Raw genomic sequence first — 15,427 nt, 5'->3', positions numbered from 1 at the left:
AACCACGGGCGGCCAGTGAGCGGCCGGCGGCATTCTCCCTGGCCAGCTCTGTATGGCGGCTCGCCATCGAAGACGGCTCCGGGCAAGTGAGGCGTGCCCAGACTGCCAGGGGGACGGCCAACGTGCGGACTACGGCGAACGGGTCGGCGATTCCGGACCGAACGTGATCATTTCACTCCGGGTAGGTCGCCCGTTGGCTGGAGGTGCTTGACGGGGCGGGCGGTGAGGCGTCAGCGTCGGTCGGGTGAGAGGCGAACGAACCTGTCCACGGTGCGGTGCGTCCGCACGCCCGCCCGGCGCGTGGTCCAGCCGGTGGCTGTGCGACCTGCACGGCGAGGTGTACCCGCTGGCACCGGTGACGACGCCGAGTGCGCCGCTGGTGCACCAGCTGGCCCGCGACTCCCACGTGCCGCTGTGGCTGCCGTGGCCGCTGCCGCGCGGCTGGGTCGTCGGCGCGGTCATCCATGCCGGTGACGACGCCGGCGGGGTGCGGGCCTGCGGCGTCGGCATCAGCGGGCCGAACCCGCTGGGCGGCCCGGGCGACTTCCTGCTCGTCGCGGAGGAGCAGGGCGTCGGGCTGGGCGCGGGGCTGGCCGGGCTCGAGGGCACCGACCCGGGCAAGGCGGTCGAGGGCGAGCCGCGGGCCAAGGTGCTGGTGCAGGGTCGCACGGTGCCGCTGTGGTTCGTCGAGGGTCCGGCCGACCGCGCCGTCTACGCAGGTCACTGGGGTGGCAGTTGGCTGTGGGCGATCCTGTACCCGCAGACCGCCGGCGTGCTGCTGCTGGAGGACGTCGAGGTGGTCGATCTACGTGATCTCGGCCACGAGGCCGACCTGTTGCCGTACGGAACGCCTCCGCCGTGGCTAGGGGGTGGCTGACGGATCTTCGGCGGCGCGGATCGACGCCCAGACGCCGACCAGCGGCGTTGTCGTCGTCGGCCGATGGCTCCGCATCGACCTACTTCGACGCCTTGCTGGACCGACGACTGGACGCCGCCCGCATCCACCAATATCCGTCAGACACCCCCTACACCCGGCTACGATCAGTGAGGTCATCGGACGTCCAGCGATCCCATCGAGGGTGCCCCGGTTGCGTATCGATCTGCACACGCACAGCAGCGTCTCCGACGGCACCGACCGCCCGGAAGACCTGGTCCGGCGGGCCAAGGAGGTCGGCCTCGACGTCGTCGCGCTGACCGACCACGACACCTTCGACGGCTGGACGGCGGCGCTCGCGGCGGGCGCCGAGACCGGCGTCGAGGTGGTGCCCGGCGCGGAGATCTCCACCGACCTGCGCGGTCACGGCGTGCACCTGCTGGCCTATCTCGTCGACCCCGGGAACCCGCCGCTGGCCGACGAGCTGGGCCGGGTCCGGCACGACCGCCGCACCCGGCTGGCCCGCATCGCCGCAGCGCTCACGTCCGCCGGGTTCCCCCTCGACGTCGCCGACATCCTGGCGCGCTCGCCCGACGCCGCCACCGTCGGCCGTCCACACGTCGCCGACGCGATGATCGCCAAGGGCTACGTGCGCGACCGCGAAGAGGCGTTCGCCTGGTGGCTCGGCCAGGGCCGGCCCGGCTGGGCGGCGAAGTACGCCCCGCCCGTCGACGAGGCCATCCACCTGGTGCACGCCGCCGGCGGGGTGTGCGTGCTGGCGCACCCGTGGGGCCGCGAGGGCGCCCGCCGTGCGCTGACGCCGTCGGGCATCGAGGCGCTGCGCGACGCCGGGCTCGACGGCATCGAGGTCGACCACCAGGACCACGACGACGCCAGCCGGCGGACGCTGCGCCGCATCGCGCAGGACCTCGACCTCGTCGTCACCGGCTCCAGCGACTACCACGGCACCGGCAAGCTCGACCACGAGCTGGGCGTCAACACGACGGCGCCGGAGGAGTGGGAGCGGCTACGATCGCTGGCCGGCGGGCGCTGATCCCGCCGGTCACCCGAGCCCACCCGGAGCGCAGCGATGAACTGGCAGCTGTTCGGCGAGGTCGTCGTGACGCTGTTCGTGATCATGGACCCGCCGGGCACGGTGCCGGTGTTCCTCGCGCTGACGGGCAACCGGCGCCCAGCCGAGCGGACCCGGGCCGCCTGGCAGGCGGTCGCCGTCGCCGGCGGCGTCATCACGGTCTTCGCGCTGTTCGGCCGCACCATCCTCGACTACATGCACATCAGCCTGCCCGCGCTGCAGGGCGCCGGCGGACTGCTGTTGCTGCTGGTCGCACTGGAGTTGCTGACGGGGAAGGCGGACCAGCCGGACACCGCGGCCGCCGGCAACGTCGCCATGGTGCCGCTCGGGACGCCGCTGCTGGCCGGGCCGGGTGCGATCGTCGCGACGATGGTGTTCGTGCAGGATTCCGACGGCGGCTGGGACTTCCTCGCGCTGGGGCTGGGCATCGCGGCGGTGCTGCTGGCGATCTGGGCGTCGATGCGGTTCAGCGTGCTGCTGCTGCGGGTGCTGAAGGAGTCCGGCATCCTGCTGGTCACCCGCATCGCCGGTCTGCTGCTGTCGGCCATCGCCGTCCAGCTGGTGGCCGACTCCGTCCGCGCCTTCGTCGAGGGCGCGGGGTGACGAGTCTGTCGGTGGGTTCGGGGAGAATGACGCCATGAGCCAGCCCATCCTCGACGGCATGCCGCGGCGCCTCTACGGCGCCACGCCGACGCGGCTGAACACCTGGCTCGACTGCCCGCGCCGCTACCGGTTCACCTACCTCGACCGGCCGCAGCCGCCCAAGGGGCCGCCCTGGGCGCACAACACCCTCGGTGCGGTCGTGCACAACGCGCTGGCCGGCTGGTGGCGGCTGCCACGCGAGGCGCGCACGGTGCACCGGGCCGGCGCGATGGTCGACGAGTACTGGACGGCCGAGGGCTTCCGCGACGCCGAGCAGGCCGAGGTGTGGCGGGTCCGGGGCCGCGACATGGTCACCGGCTACGTCCAGAAGCTCGACCCCGACGACGAACCGCGCGGCGTCGAGCGCACGGTCGGCCTCGTCCACGGCGGCACGTCGCTCACCGGCCGCATCGACCGCGTCGACCACCGCGGCGACGAACTGGTCATCGTCGACTACAAGACCGGCCGGCACGTCCTCACCACCGACGACGCCCGCAGCTCGCTGGCGCTGGCCGTCTACGCCGCCGCGGCCGCCCGCACGCTGCGCACCCCGTGCCACCGGGTCGAGCTGCACCACCTGCCGTCCGGCACCGTCGCGGTGTGGGAGCACGACGACCGCACCCTCACCCGGCACCTCGACCGCGCCGACGCCATCGCCGCCGAGTGCGCTTCGGCCGACGCCGCGTTCAAGGCCGGCGACACCGGCGACGCCCGGTTCCCGGCGCGGCCGTCGGCGCTGTGCGGCTGGTGCGACTACCGCCAGCACTGCCCCGAGGGCCTGGCGTCCACGTCCACCCGCGCGTCCTGGGCGGGCCTGGAACCGTCCTGATCGCGTTTGTCTGGTCCATCACGTTTATCCGGGCGCTCCCGAGAGCATGATCATGTGGGCGCGGCCACAGCGACGGTGCGGTGGCGTACGCTGATCTGGCGGCTACCCACCGACCTGAAGGAGCGCGGATGGCAGGGCGCTACGGCGTCTCGTCCCGATCGGCAACGCGGCACTCGTCACGTCGTTCCCGCGTCCGTCGCCGATCCCGCATCCACGGGGTGCGGGTGACGTTCCTCAGCTGTTCGTTCGCGGTCACCGCCGGCCTGTTCGGGCTGGCCGGCACCGCCACCGGGCCGGACGTCCCGGCCAGCGCGGGCGTGCTGCCGCCGCTGTCCGAGCGCGACGGCGACGACGCCTCCCGCGGCGAGGCGCGCGTCCCGTCCGCGAAGGTCGGCCAGCCGGTCATGGTCAAGGTCGTCCCGCCGCCCGTCGACCCGAACGTCAAGCCGGTCGCCACCGCGCCGCTCCCGGCCGACAGCGGCTCCGGCCACCGGGTGGTGTTCGACATCACCCAGCAGGTGGTCTGGCTGGTCGACGCCGACGAGACCGTGCTGCGCACCTACTACGTGTCGGGCAGCCGCTACGACCAGCTGCCCACGGGCACCTTCGACGTGTTCTCGAAGTCGCGCGACGCCGTCAGCTGGCACGGCACCGAGACCATGGAGTACATGGTGCGGTTCTTCCGCGGCGAGAACTCCAACATCGGTTTCCACGACCTCCCGGTGGCCACCGCCTCCGGCGCCGAGGTGCAGACGCTGTCGCAGCTCGGCACGCCGCTCTCCGACGGCTGCATCCGCCAGGACCTCGACGACGCCGTCGCGCTCTGGGAGCACGCCGAGGTCGGCACCCCCGTGGTCGTCGTCCGCAGCTGACCTCGCAGCCGGCGCCCGCCGTTCGCCGAGGTCTGCGCCTTGGCCGGGGTTTGCCGCGTTGGCCGCCGATGGCCCGCCGCGTTGGCCGCTTTGCGGCGGTGGGCCGTCCCCCTGCTGCCCATTTTCTTAGCCGCGGCACCGCGCCTCAAGCGGACTGATGGCGCTTCGCGCGGCGATGACCGCTTGACCCGCGGCACCGCGGTCTAAGTGCGGGCAGTTATCAGGGGGACGGGGGAAGTGCGGGCAGAGCCCGCCCGGTGCGCTGTTCGCCTGGTTGGCTGCCGTTCGCTGTTCGTGCCGGTGCACCGTTCGGTCGTCCTCGATTCCCGGAGCCGTCTTCGATGGCGGGAGTCGTGTTCGAGGGGCCTTCCGGACGGTTCTGGCTATCGAAGACGGCTCAGGGCGTCGACGTCACTCGCGTGGTGGGCACGTCACCCGCCGTAGCACCGGATGACGGTGCTCGTCGGCGGCCATACGGTGCTGACGCGGGTGAGGTGCTCCCGGGGCGCGTGAAGTGAGGCGTGCCCAGGGGGCAACGTGGCAGGTCATTCCGGCACGCCATCAGATTTGAACGTTCGTTCTGAACGTTTGTTCAAATCTGGGGTACGCTGCCGCCCATGGGACATCGCGAACAGCTCATGACCGCCGCCAAGCGGTGCCTGGAGGAGCGTGGCTACGCGCGCACGACCTCGCGCGACATCGCCGCCGCGGCCGGGGCGCCGTTGGGCACCATCAACTACCACTACGGCTCCAAGGACGCGTTGCTCAACCGTGCGCTGCTGGAGTCGCTGTGGGAGTGGGGCGACCGCGCGGCGACGACGTCCGGCGACGAGGACGCCGCGGCCGGCACGCCGGGGGAGCGGATCGTCGCGATGTGGGCGCGGATGATCGACTCCCAGCTCACCGAGCGGGCGCTGATGGTGGCCAGCGTCGAGGCAATGGCTCAGGCCGAGCGGTCGCCGGAGATCCGCCAGCAGCTGGCCGACGCGCTCGAGCGGTCGCGGACCGGCCTCGCCGCGCAGCTGCACGGCCTGGACGGCATCGAGCCGACGGAGGAGACGCGCGCGGTCGGGTCGGTGCACTCGGCGCTGGTCGCGGGGCTCACCCAGCAGTGGCTGGTCGACCCGCAGCGGGCGCCGTCGGCCCGGGAGGTGGCCATCGGGTTGCGGGCCATCGCCCGCGACCTCGAGGGCGACGCCTGACCGGGGGCGGGAGTGCCCGAACCGTTCACGCACCTGCACGTCCACACGCAGTACTCGCTGCTCGACGGCGCCGCTCGGGTCAGGGACCTGCTGACCGCCGCCCGTGATCATGGCATGACGCACCTCGCGATGACCGACCACGGCAACCTGCACGGCGCGTACGACTTCCACCAGCAGGCCGCCGCAGCCGGCGTCACCCCCATCATCGGCATGGAGGCCTACGTCGCGCCGGAGTCGCGGCGGCACAAGGCCCGGGTGCTGTGGGGCCAGCCGCACCAGAAGCGCGACGACGTCTCCGGCTCCGGCGCGTACACGCACCTGACGATCTGGGCGGCCGACCGCACCGGCCTGCACCACCTGTTCCGGCTCTCGTCCGACGCCTACCAGGAGGGCTGGCTGCAGAAGTGGCCGCGGACGGACAAGGAGGCGCTGGCCGCGCACGCCGAAGGGCTGATCGGCTCGACCGGCTGCCCGTCCGGCGAGGTGCAGACGCGGCTGCGGCTCGGCCAGGACGACGCCGCGCTGCGGGCCGCCGCCGACTACCGCGACATCTTCGGCGCCGGCCGGTTCTTCCTGGAGCTGATGGATCACGGCGTCGAGATCGAGCGGCGGGTCCGCGACGGCCTGCTCGGCCTCGGCCGGCGGCTCGGCATCCCGCCGCTGGTCACCAACGACTCGCACTACACATACGCGCACGAGGCGGCCGCGCACGACGCGCTGCTGTGCATCCAGACCGGCGCCACGGTGTCCGATCCGAACCGGTTCCGGTTCGACGGCACCGGCTACCACCTGAAGTCCGCCGCCGAGATGTACGCCGTCGACTCCTCCGACGCCTGGCAGCAGGGCTGCCGCAACACCCGGCTGGTGGCCGAGCAGATCGACCCCGCGGGCTGGTTCGAGAAGCGTGACCTGATGCCGCGGTTCCCCGTCCCGGCCGGGTACACCGAGGTGACCTGGTTCCGCGAGCAGGTGGAGGCCGGGCTGCTGCGGCGCTATCCGGACGGCGTCACGGACGAGTACCGGCGGCAGGCCGAGTACGAGATGGACGTCATCGTCCAGATGGGCTTCCCCGCCTACTTCCTGGTCGTCGCGGACTTCGTCATGTGGGCGAAGGAGCAGCGCATCGCTGTCGGGCCGGGACGCGGATCGGCGGCCGGGTCGCTGGTCTCGTACGCGATGGGCATCACCGACCTCGACCCGCTGGTGCACGGGCTGATCTTCGAGCGCTTCCTCAACCCCGAACGGGTCTCGATGCCCGACGTCGACATCGACTTCGACGAGCGGCGGCGCACCGAGGTGATCCGGTACGTGACGCGGAAGTACGGCGCCGACAAGGTCGCGCTGATCGGCACCTACGGCACCATCAAGGCGAAGAACGCGATCAAGGACTCGGCCCGCGTCCTGGGCTTCCCGTACGCCGTCGGCGACCGCGTCACCAAGGCGATGCCGGCCGACGTCGGTGGCAAGGGCATCACGCTGTCCGGCATCACCGACCCGAAGCACCCGCGCTACGCCGAGGCGGCCGAGGTGCGCGGCATGTACGAGAACGAGCCGGACGTGCGCAAGGTCATCGACGCGGCGAAGGGCGTCGAGGGCCTGGTGCGCCAGATGGGTGTGCACGCGGCCGGCGTGATCATGTCCAGCGAGCCGATCGTCGACCACGTGCCGGTGTGGGTGCGCCACTCCGACGGCGTCACGATCACCCAGTGGGACTATCCCACCTGCGAGTCGCTCGGCCTGCTGAAGATGGACTTCCTCGGCCTGCGCAACCTCACCATCCTCGACGACGCGGTCGCCCTGGTCCGGCGCGGCACCGGCGCCGACGTCGACCTGCTGGCGCTGCCGCTGGACGACCGCCCGACGTTCGAGCTGCTCGGCCGCGGCGACACGCTCGGCGTCTTCCAGTTCGACGGCAGCGCGATGCGGTCGCTGCTGCGGCTGATGCGCCCGGACCAGTTCGAGGACGTCACCGCCGTGACCGCGCTGTACCGGCCCGGCCCGATGGGGATGAACTCGCACGTCAACTACGCGCTGCGCAAGAACGGGCAGCAGCAGATCACACCGATCCATCCGGAGCTGGAGGCGCCGCTGAAGGAGGTGCTCGACCTCACCTACGGCTTGGTCGTGTACCAGGAGCAGGTGCAGAAGGCGGCCCAGGTGCTGGCCGGGTACACGCTCGGCCAGGCCGACCTGCTGCGCCGGGCGATGGGCAAGAAGAAGCAGGAAGTGCTGGACCAGGAGTTCGGCTCGTTCCGCGACGGCTGCCGGGACCGCGGCTACTCCGACGAGGCGATCCGCGCGGTGTGGGACGTGCTGGTGCCGTTCGCCGGCTACGCGTACAACAAGGCGCACGCCGCCGCGTACGCGCTGGTCTCGTACTGGACCGCCTACGTCAAGGCCAACCACCCGGCCGAGTACATGGCCGCGCTGCTGACGTCGGTGCGCGACGACAAGGACAAGTCGGCGGTGTACCTCAACGAGTGCCGGCGGATGGGGATCACGGTGCTGACGCCGGATGTCAACGACTCGGTGGCCGACTTCACGCCGCGCGGCGACGACACGATCGTGTTCGGGCTCAGCGCGGTGCGCAACGTCGGCACGTCGGTCGTCGAGGCGATCGTCCGGGCCCGCGACGAGCAGGGCCGGTTCGCGTCCTTCCCGGACTACCTGGCCAAGGTCGACGCGGCCGCGTGTGGCAAGCGGACGGTCGAGTCGCTGATCAAGGCCGGCGCGTTCGACGCCCTCGGGCACACCCGCAAGGGCCTGTCCGCCCGGTTCGAGCCGCTGGTCGACACCGCCGTCGCAGTGAAGCGGAAGGAGGCCGAGGGCCAGTTCGACCTGTTCGGCGACCACGGCACCGGCGACGGCGACCCGGCCACCGGCGCGCCGGCGGACTTCCCGGACGACGAGTGGGACAAGGCGTTCCTGCTCGCCCAGGAGCGGGAGATGCTCGGCCTGTACGTCTCCGATCACCCGCTGTTCGGCGTCCAGCACCTTCTCGCCGAGCGGGCCGACGCGGCGATCTCGGCGCTGACCGGTGGCGACCACCCCGACGGCGCGGTGGTCACCATCGGCGGCATCGTGTCCGGCCTGCAGCGCAAGGTGACCAAGCGGGGCGACGCCTGGGCCATCGCCACCGTCGAGGACCTGGCCGGCTCGATCGACTGCATGGTCTTCCCCGCGACCTACCAGCTGGTCGCCGCCGGCCTGGCCGAGGACGCGATCGTGCTGGTCAAGGGCCGCTTGGACAAACGTGAGGACGTGCCGCGGCTGGTCGTCTCGGAGCTGACGACACCGGACCTGAGCAGCGCCGACGCGCCGGTCCGGCTGGACGCCCTGGCGGCGCACGTGACGCCGGACTGGGCCCGGCGGCTGGCGGAGGTGCTGGCCGCGCACCGCGGACCCACCGAGGTGCACCTGTGGGTGCGCGGACCGGCGAAGACCAGGGTCTACCGGCTCGGCCCGCGGGTCACCGTCCGGCCGGAGCTGTGGGCCGACCTCAAGGCGGCGGTCGTCCTGACGCCGCCGCCGTGACGGCGCTCAGCGCCCGCTCAACGCGGCCGGCAGCTCGGCCCGGCTGGTGATGCCGAGCTTCGCGTAGATGCGGGCGAGGTGGCTCTCGACGGTGCGGGTCGAGATGGTCAGGCGGCGGGCGATGTCGCGTGACGAGATGCCGGCGGCGGCCAGCGGGGCGATCTCCTGCTCGCGCCGGGTCAGCGCGACGGTCTGCTGCCGCGGCGGGTTGGCCCAGATGCCGAAGCCGGCCAGCGTCGCCTCGAACGCCGTTGCCAGCTCGGAGTCGCCGTCGGCCAGGGCCCGGGCGTAGCCGGCCATCGCGTCGGCGCGCAGGAGGCCGTCGCACTGCTTGGCGGCGGCGGCCATCCGGTTTGCGACGTCGGCCAGCGTCAGCTCGCGCGCCGTCGGCAGCCCGTCGGCCAGCCCCAGCAGCGCGACGTGCAGCGAGTCGAGCTCGGCCGGCGGCAGGTGCGCGGTGGCAGCGGCGTCGGCGGCGTCCATGGCGTTGTCGACGGCGTCGCTCTCGCTGCGGGCCAGGCCCACCCACAGCAGCGTGCGGCGGCGCCGTCCGAACATCGTCGACGTCTCGTGGACCGGCTCGCGCAGCGCCTCCTCACGTAACCGGGCCGCGTCGTCGACGTCGCCGAGCCAGACGGCGGACTCCGCGGCCAGCGCCAGGACGGCCGGCAGCAGTCCGCGCGGGTCGGCCTCGCGCAGCGCGGCGATGGTCCCGCCGAGGTGCCCGGACGCCTCCGACCAGCGACCGCGGGCCATCGCGAGCTGGCCCTCGACCAGCCCCGGGACGTTGCGGTGGTGGTGCACCTGCCCGATGTCGAGGTCGGACTCGTCGGCCTGCATCCGCTCCGCGCCGTCGACGTCGCCGGCGAACAGCCGGATCACGGTGACGGCGGCGCGCAGCGGCATGAGGTAGGCCGTCGCCTCGGACAGCGACTCGCGGGCGGCGATCATGTACCGCTCGCCCAGCCGCAGCGCCTCGGCGACGCGGCCGGCCCGGGCCAGCGACATCTGCACCGACGCGGTCAGCTGGATGCGGGCCAGCAGCGGCAGCGTGGTGTCGGCGAGGAAGTCGACCGCCTCGTCCAGCGCCTCGTCGGTGCGCCCGACGTTCATCAGCACGGCCAGCCGGTGCCCGCGCACCACGGCGGACGACTGCGTGCAGACGGCGACCCGCGGCAGCGCCTCGTCCAGCAGCCGCACCGCGGCCACGGGGTCGGCCTGCCCATGGAACAGCACGTCGGCGCCGGTGATGGCGGCGTGCGCCACCAGCGGCGGCGTCAGCACGTCGTCCGGCAGCAGGTGCAGCTGGTCGAGGTCGGCCTGGGCCCGGTCGACGGCGCCGAGGACGCGGTGCGCGCGGGCCCGCTCGGCCAGCGCGCCGGCCACCACGACGTCGTCCGGGTCGGCCAGCAGCGCGAGGTCGGCGAAGCGGCGCCCGTCGGCGGCCTGCTGCAGCCGGTTGGCCAGCGCGGCGGCCTCGACCAGCAGCTCCGGCTCGGGCACCGAACCCGCCTCCAGCGCCCACGACACCCACCGCAGCAGGTCCGGCAGCGACGCGTCGTGCGGTCCGGGGAGGTGACGGACCACGCGCTCGCGCAGTACCCGCCGCCGTCCGGGCGGCACCAGGCTGCGGATCGCCTCGCCGTACACCGGGTGCGACAGCGTGGCCGTCGGCGGCGCCGCGGCGTTGTCGACGACCAGCAGGCCGGCCTCGACCAGCGGGTCGACGGTGTCGGTGTCGGCCAGCTCGAACAGCAGCGGCAGCGGCAGCGACTCGGCCAGCGACACGATCTCCAGGACCTCGCGCTCGCCGTCCGGACGGCGCCGCAGCTCGGCCGTGACCAGCTCGATCAGCCGGCCCGGCAGCACCGGCCCGGTCCACGTCCACACGCCGTGGTTGTGCACCAGCTCGTCCCGGCTCAGCGCCGAGCGGACCAGTTCGCGCAGGTAGAGCGGGTTGCCGAGGCTCGCCTCCCACATGCGGCGGTCGGTGTCGCGGCCGACGACACCGCCGAGCGCCTCGCGCAGCAGCAGCGTCGTCTCGGCCCGGTCCAGCGGCGCGACGTCGATCCAGCGCAGCCAGCCCTCCTTCCACAGCGCCAGCAGGTCGTCCGGGACCGCGGGGTTCGGCCGGCTGGTCACCAGCAACCGGGCCCGTCGCGACATCGCCAACATGCGCAGCACGCTCGCACTCGCGCCGTCCAGCAGGTGGCCGTCCTCGACCCGCAGCACCACCGGCCGGCCACCGGCGTCGCCGGCCAGCCGGGCGGCGGCCGCCTGGAACACCGAGATCGGGCTGGCGTCGGCATGCGCCCCGACGTCGGTCAGCAGCGGCGCCAGCGCGCCGAGCATGACCGGCTGCGCCCGGCTCGGCGATGTGACGGTCACCACATATGCCGTCTCGGTGACCGCCTCCTCGAGCCGGCTCGCCAACGTCGACTTGCCCACACCCGACTCGCCGATCAGCAGCACGCCGTACGCCGTCGCGGAATCGTTGCCGGTCAGGACGTGCAGCGCGGCCGCGTACTCGTCATACCGGCCGACCAGCGGCCAATGACTCAGCGCGTGAGTGGCGTGCATGCAGGCCAACGGTAGAGGCAGATGACCATGATCGCGGTGATCGGCGCGGAAGAATTTGCGTATTCACTACGGATGTCGGCGTACCGGGCCCTTCGTAGCGTTGGCTCCGGGAAGACGGCGGGCTGGTACCACGTCGGACTCCCGTGCACGGCCGATCAGCAGGGGGCGCCTGCGACCCCGGCCGCGCAGCCTTCCGATGACCGTCGGCACCCTCCACCCCGAGGTCACACCACCCCTGCGCCGGCGGTCATCGGAAGGCGCACCTGGACCCGAAGGGATCCGGCGACTCCCTCCCCCGTGGGGTCACCGGATCCCTTCGCCATGTCCGGACCCGAACGCCGCGACGCCCGCCACCGGGTGTCGGTGGCGGGCGTCGCGGCGTGATCGCGTCAGGACGTCGCGGTCGGGTCGGCCTCGGAGGAGTGGCCCGAGCCGCCGTCCTCGACGGACTTGCCGCCGCGGGTGCGGCGCCGGGAGCGCTGCCGCCGCGGCCGCGCCTCCTCGTCGGAGCGGTGCTCGGAGCGGCCCTGCGCGCCGACCGCCGCGGGCTCGCCGCCGCGGGTGCGGCGCCGGCCACCGCCGCGGCGGGCCCGGGGCTGACGGCTGCGGGTCTTGCCGGTCTCGCCGAGGTCCTCGATCTGCTCCGCGTCGAGCCCGGCGCGGGTGCGCTCGGACCGCGGCAGCATGCCCTTCGTGCCCGGCGGGATGCCGAGGTCGTGGAAGAAGTGCTCGCTGCTGGAGTACGTCTCGACCGGCTCCGGGTAAGGAAGGTCGAGCGCGTCGTTGATCAGCTTCCAGCGGGTGAGACCGTCCCAGTCGACGAACGTGACGGCGACGCCCGACGCGCCGGCCCGTCCGGTGCGGCCGATGCGGTGCAGGTACGTCTTCTCGTCTTCGGGGCAGGTGAGGTTGACGACGTGGGTGACGCCCTCGACGTCGATGCCGCGGGCGGCGACGTCGGTGGCGACGAGGACGTCGACCTTGCCGCCGCGGAACGCCCGCAGCGCCTGCTCGCGCGCCCCCTGGCCGAGGTCGCCGTGCACGGCGGCGACGGCGAACCCGCGGTCGCGCAGTTCGTCGGCCATCCGCTGGGCGGCCCGCTTCGTCTGGCTGAAGATCATGGCGAGGCCACGGCCCTCGGCCTGCAGCAGCCGAGCGACCATCTCGTCCTTGTCGAGCTGGTGCGCCCGGTAGACGAACTGCGCCGTGGCGGGCACCGTCTGGGTGTCGTCGGGAGACTCGGCCCGGATGTTGACGGGGTGGCGCATGTACCGGCGGGCCAGCCCGATGACGGCAGCCGGCATGGTGGCCGAGAACAGCATGGTCTGGCGCAGTTCCGGCGTCGCCGCGATCAACTTCTCGACGTCGGGCAGGAAGCCGAGGTCGAGCATCTCGTCGGCCTCGTCGAGCACGAGCACCTTGACGTGGCCGAGGTCGAGGTGACCCTGCGCGGCGAGGTCGAGCAGCCGGCCGGGGGTCCCGACGACCACCTCGACGCCCTTGGTGAGCGCGCTGACCTGCGGCTCGTAGGCGCGGCCGCCGTAGAGGGTGACGATGCGGACCTTGCGCACCGCCGAAGCGGTGGTGAGGTCGCCGTTGACCTGCACGGCCAGTTCGCGGGTGGGAGTGACGACCAGCGCCTGCGGCTTGCCGGGCTCGTTGGCCAGGCCGTAGTCGCGGTCGCCGGGAGCGACGATGCGCTGCAGCAGTGGAATGCCGAACGCGAGCGTCTTGCCAGTGCCCGTGCGGGCCTGGCCGATGAGGTCGTTGCCGGTCAGGGCGACCGGGATGGCCATCTCCTGGATGGGGAACGCCTCGGTGATGCCGAGGCGTTCGAGCGCCTCGGCGATGGGTGGGAACACACCCAGGTCGGTGAAGGTTGTCAGGGCGTCTCGCCTCATTCGTCGCAGGACCCCAGGGCCGCGAGACGCTGTGTACGCGACGCGCCAACCGGGCCGCGCGCCGACGGTGTTCGCCGGCGGGCCCAGAGGCCGCATGGTACGCGTACGGACGTCCGGTTCGTCCCCAGGGGGCGCCCGTTTCGCCCGGACGCCATCTATACCATCGCCTAGTGTAACGGCAAGTGGAATGGAGTGCTGTCCACCGTCATCCGCGCCACGCCGTTATCGTTGCCAACGTGAGCGCCAACGACGCCTTCGACGACCCCGCCTACCGGGCCGGCGTCGTCGATCTGCTCGGCCTGCTGGGGCTGGGTGAGCTGACGGGGTTCGAGCGCATGGCCGCCGACGCCGGGCTGGCGCCGTCGCTGGCCGACAAGGCCGCGCTGGCCGGCATGGCGGTCACCGAGTTTCACCACTTCGAGCGCATCCGCGACCGCCTCGACGAGCTGGGCGCGCCGGTCGACGACGCCATGGCGCCGTTCCGGGTGCCGCTGGAGCAGTTCCACGCCAACACCACGCCGGCCGACTGGCTGGAAGGGCTGGTCAAGGCGTATGTGGGCGACAGCATCGCGGCCGATTTCTACCGCGAGGTCGCCGAGACCGTCGACCCGCTGACGCGGCAGCTGGTCATCGACGTGCTGGCCGACGCCGGCCACGCCGACTTCGCCGTCGGCCGGGTCCGCGACGCCGTCGACGCCGACCCGCGGCTGGCCGGACGGCTCGCCCTGTGGGCCCGCCGCCTGGTCGGCGAGGCGCTGGCCCAGGCCCAGCGCGTCGCCGTCGACCGGGACGCCCTGGCCGCCCTCCTTGTGGGCGGCGTCGACCGCCCCGGCATGGACCTCGCCGAGCTCGGTCAGCTGTTCGCGCGCATCACGAAGAAGCACACCGACCGGATGACCAAGCTCGGCCTGTCGGCCTGAGCGGAAGCTCAGACAGTGCCGAAGCCGACCCGGCGCTCGACCGGCTCGCCGATCTCGACGTATGTCAGGTGCTCGGTGCGCACCAGCAGCCTCCGGCCGCGCTCGTCGATGAGGTCGAGCAGGCCGTTGGGGTCGCTGAGCGCCGTACGGACGGTGTTCTCGATCTCCTTCGGCGTCTGACCGCTCTCGAGCACGAGCTCCCGCGTGGCGTTGTGCACGCCGATCTTGACCTCCACGGCCACCCTGTTCTCCCCTCGGCCCAAGGACCTGTTGTCGGTGTGGTCAACCGCAAGGCTAGTCGAGCCCATTCCGCCGCCGGCGTCGTGTGCGCCGCGAGCGTAATCAGCCGTCGCGCTTGGGGAAGCCGCGGATGCCGCGCCAGCCGAGTGTGGCGACCAACTCGGCGGCGGCCGCGCGCGGGATGGTGCCGCCGGACGACAGCCAGTACCGGGCCGTGACCTGCGCGATGCCGACCAGGCCGACGGCGAGCAGGTTGGACTCCTCGGGCGGCAGGCCGGTGTCGTCGGCGATGATCTGGCTGACCTCCTGGGCGCACAGCTCGGTCAGGCGGTCCAGCCGCTCGCGGACGGCCGGCTCGTTCGGCAGATCGGACTCGAACAGCAGCCGGTAGCCGCCGGAGTCGTTGTCGACGAACTCGAAGTAGGCGTTGACGGTCGCGATGACCCGCTGCTTGTTGTCGTCGGTGGAGGCCATGGCCCGGTGCAGGGTGGTCAGCAGCTCGTTCTTGCTGGCGTCGAGCAGCGCGATGTACAGCTCCAGCTTGCCGGGGAAGTGCTGGTAGAGGACCGGCTTGCTGACACCGGCGCGGTCGGCGATGTCGTCCATGGCTGCCGCGTGGTAGCCCTGCGCGACGAACACCTCGCGGGCGGCGCCGAGCAGCTGGGTGCGGCGCTGGTCCCGGGGCATGCGGATGCCGCGGGCCGGGATGGCGGGCACGGTCGTCACGGCACTCCTCGGAT

The 15,427-nt window shown here is 72.7% G+C and carries 12 protein-coding genes; 8 read left to right on the top strand and 4 right to left on the bottom strand.

The window, feature by feature from the left end:
• Nucleotides 1-244 precede the first annotated feature (244 nt).
• From ACW62_RS06815 to dnaE, 7 genes are all read left to right on the top strand, one after another.
• A complete protein-coding gene (locus ACW62_RS06815) occupies nucleotides 245-877 on the top strand; it encodes a DUF6758 family protein (RefSeq protein ID WP_053203325.1) in 633 nt (210 codons plus the stop codon).
• Nucleotides 878-1,079: 202 nt separating this feature from the next.
• A complete protein-coding gene (locus ACW62_RS06810; RefSeq protein ID WP_420843549.1) occupies nucleotides 1,080-1,928 on the top strand; it encodes a PHP domain-containing protein in 849 nt (282 codons plus the stop codon).
• Between the two features lie 36 nt (nucleotides 1,929-1,964).
• Nucleotides 1,965-2,570 carry a MarC family protein gene (locus ACW62_RS06805; protein ID WP_053203323.1) on the top strand — a complete coding sequence of 202 codons (606 nt, stop codon included), beginning with the start codon at nucleotides 1,965-1,967 and terminating at the stop codon, nucleotides 2,568-2,570.
• A gap of 34 nt (nucleotides 2,571-2,604) precedes the next feature.
• Nucleotides 2,605-3,438, top strand: coding sequence for a RecB family exonuclease (locus ACW62_RS06800; RefSeq protein WP_053203322.1), 834 nt, complete (start codon nucleotides 2,605-2,607; stop codon nucleotides 3,436-3,438).
• Between the two features lie 224 nt (nucleotides 3,439-3,662).
• Entirely contained in the window at nucleotides 3,663-4,310 is a 648-nt protein-coding gene (locus tag ACW62_RS06795; RefSeq protein WP_169792003.1) for a L,D-transpeptidase, read from the top strand.
• A gap of 617 nt (nucleotides 4,311-4,927) precedes the next feature.
• Nucleotides 4,928-5,512: a TetR/AcrR family transcriptional regulator gene (locus ACW62_RS06790; RefSeq protein WP_205629181.1), complete on the top strand. Its 585-nt coding sequence runs from the start codon at nucleotides 4,928-4,930 to the stop codon at nucleotides 5,510-5,512.
• A 12-nt stretch (nucleotides 5,513-5,524) separates the two neighbouring features.
• Nucleotides 5,525-9,046 (top strand): DNA polymerase III subunit alpha, encoded by a 3,522-nt coding sequence (gene dnaE / locus ACW62_RS06785; RefSeq protein ID WP_053203320.1) that lies wholly within the window; start codon nucleotides 5,525-5,527, stop codon nucleotides 9,044-9,046.
• A gap of 6 nt (nucleotides 9,047-9,052) precedes the next feature.
• Here dnaE and ACW62_RS06780 read toward each other — a convergent pair whose 3' ends face one another.
• Both ACW62_RS06780 and ACW62_RS06775 read right to left on the bottom strand, forming a co-directional pair.
• Entirely contained in the window at nucleotides 9,053-11,626 is a 2,574-nt protein-coding gene (locus ACW62_RS06780) for a helix-turn-helix transcriptional regulator (protein WP_053203319.1), read from the bottom strand.
• Between the two features lie 389 nt (nucleotides 11,627-12,015).
• Complete coding sequence (locus tag ACW62_RS06775) at nucleotides 12,016-13,488, bottom strand: DEAD/DEAH box helicase (protein ID WP_240477255.1); 1,473 nt, start codon at nucleotides 13,486-13,488, stop codon at nucleotides 12,016-12,018.
• Between the two features lie 263 nt (nucleotides 13,489-13,751).
• Here ACW62_RS06775 and ACW62_RS06770 point away from each other — a divergent pair, with 263 nt between their 5' ends.
• Complete coding sequence (locus ACW62_RS06770; RefSeq protein WP_053203588.1) at nucleotides 13,752-14,447, top strand: ferritin-like fold-containing protein; 696 nt, start codon at nucleotides 13,752-13,754, stop codon at nucleotides 14,445-14,447.
• An 8-nt stretch (nucleotides 14,448-14,455) separates the two neighbouring features.
• On the opposite strand, the gene ACW62_RS06765 is transcribed toward ACW62_RS06770, so the two are convergent.
• Nucleotides 14,456-14,683, bottom strand: a complete 228-nt coding sequence (locus ACW62_RS06765) for a DUF3107 domain-containing protein (protein WP_053203587.1) — start codon at nucleotides 14,681-14,683, stop codon at nucleotides 14,456-14,458.
• A gap of 106 nt (nucleotides 14,684-14,789) precedes the next feature.
• On the bottom strand, nucleotides 14,790-15,374 hold the full coding sequence (locus tag ACW62_RS06760; protein WP_053203586.1) for a TetR family transcriptional regulator: 585 nt from the start codon (nucleotides 15,372-15,374) through the stop codon (nucleotides 14,790-14,792).
• Nucleotides 15,375-15,427 lie beyond the last annotated feature (53 nt).

Source organism: Jiangella muralis, from assembly GCF_001270745.1.
Taxonomy (GTDB): domain Bacteria; phylum Actinomycetota; class Actinomycetes; order Jiangellales; family Jiangellaceae; genus Jiangella; species Jiangella muralis.
Note: the sequence above shows the minus strand (reverse complement) of the source record. Positions and strands in the feature narration are given on the sequence as shown.

Coding starts and splice junctions, on each gene's coding strand:
- ACW62_RS06805 (WP_053203323.1), top strand. CDS start 1,965: ATGAACTGGCAGCTGTTCGGCGAGGTCGTCGTGACGCTGTTCGTGATC.
- ACW62_RS06800 (WP_053203322.1), top strand. CDS start 2,605: ATGAGCCAGCCCATCCTCGACGGCATGCCGCGGCGCCTCTACGGCGCC.
- ACW62_RS06790 (WP_205629181.1), top strand. CDS start 4,928: ATGGGACATCGCGAACAGCTCATGACCGCCGCCAAGCGGTGCCTGGAG.
- ACW62_RS06780 (WP_053203319.1), bottom strand. CDS start 11,626: ATGCACGCCACTCACGCGCTGAGTCATTGGCCGCTGGTCGGCCGGTAT.
- ACW62_RS06760 (WP_053203586.1), bottom strand. CDS start 15,374: ATGCCCCGGGACCAGCGCCGCACCCAGCTGCTCGGCGCCGCCCGCGAG.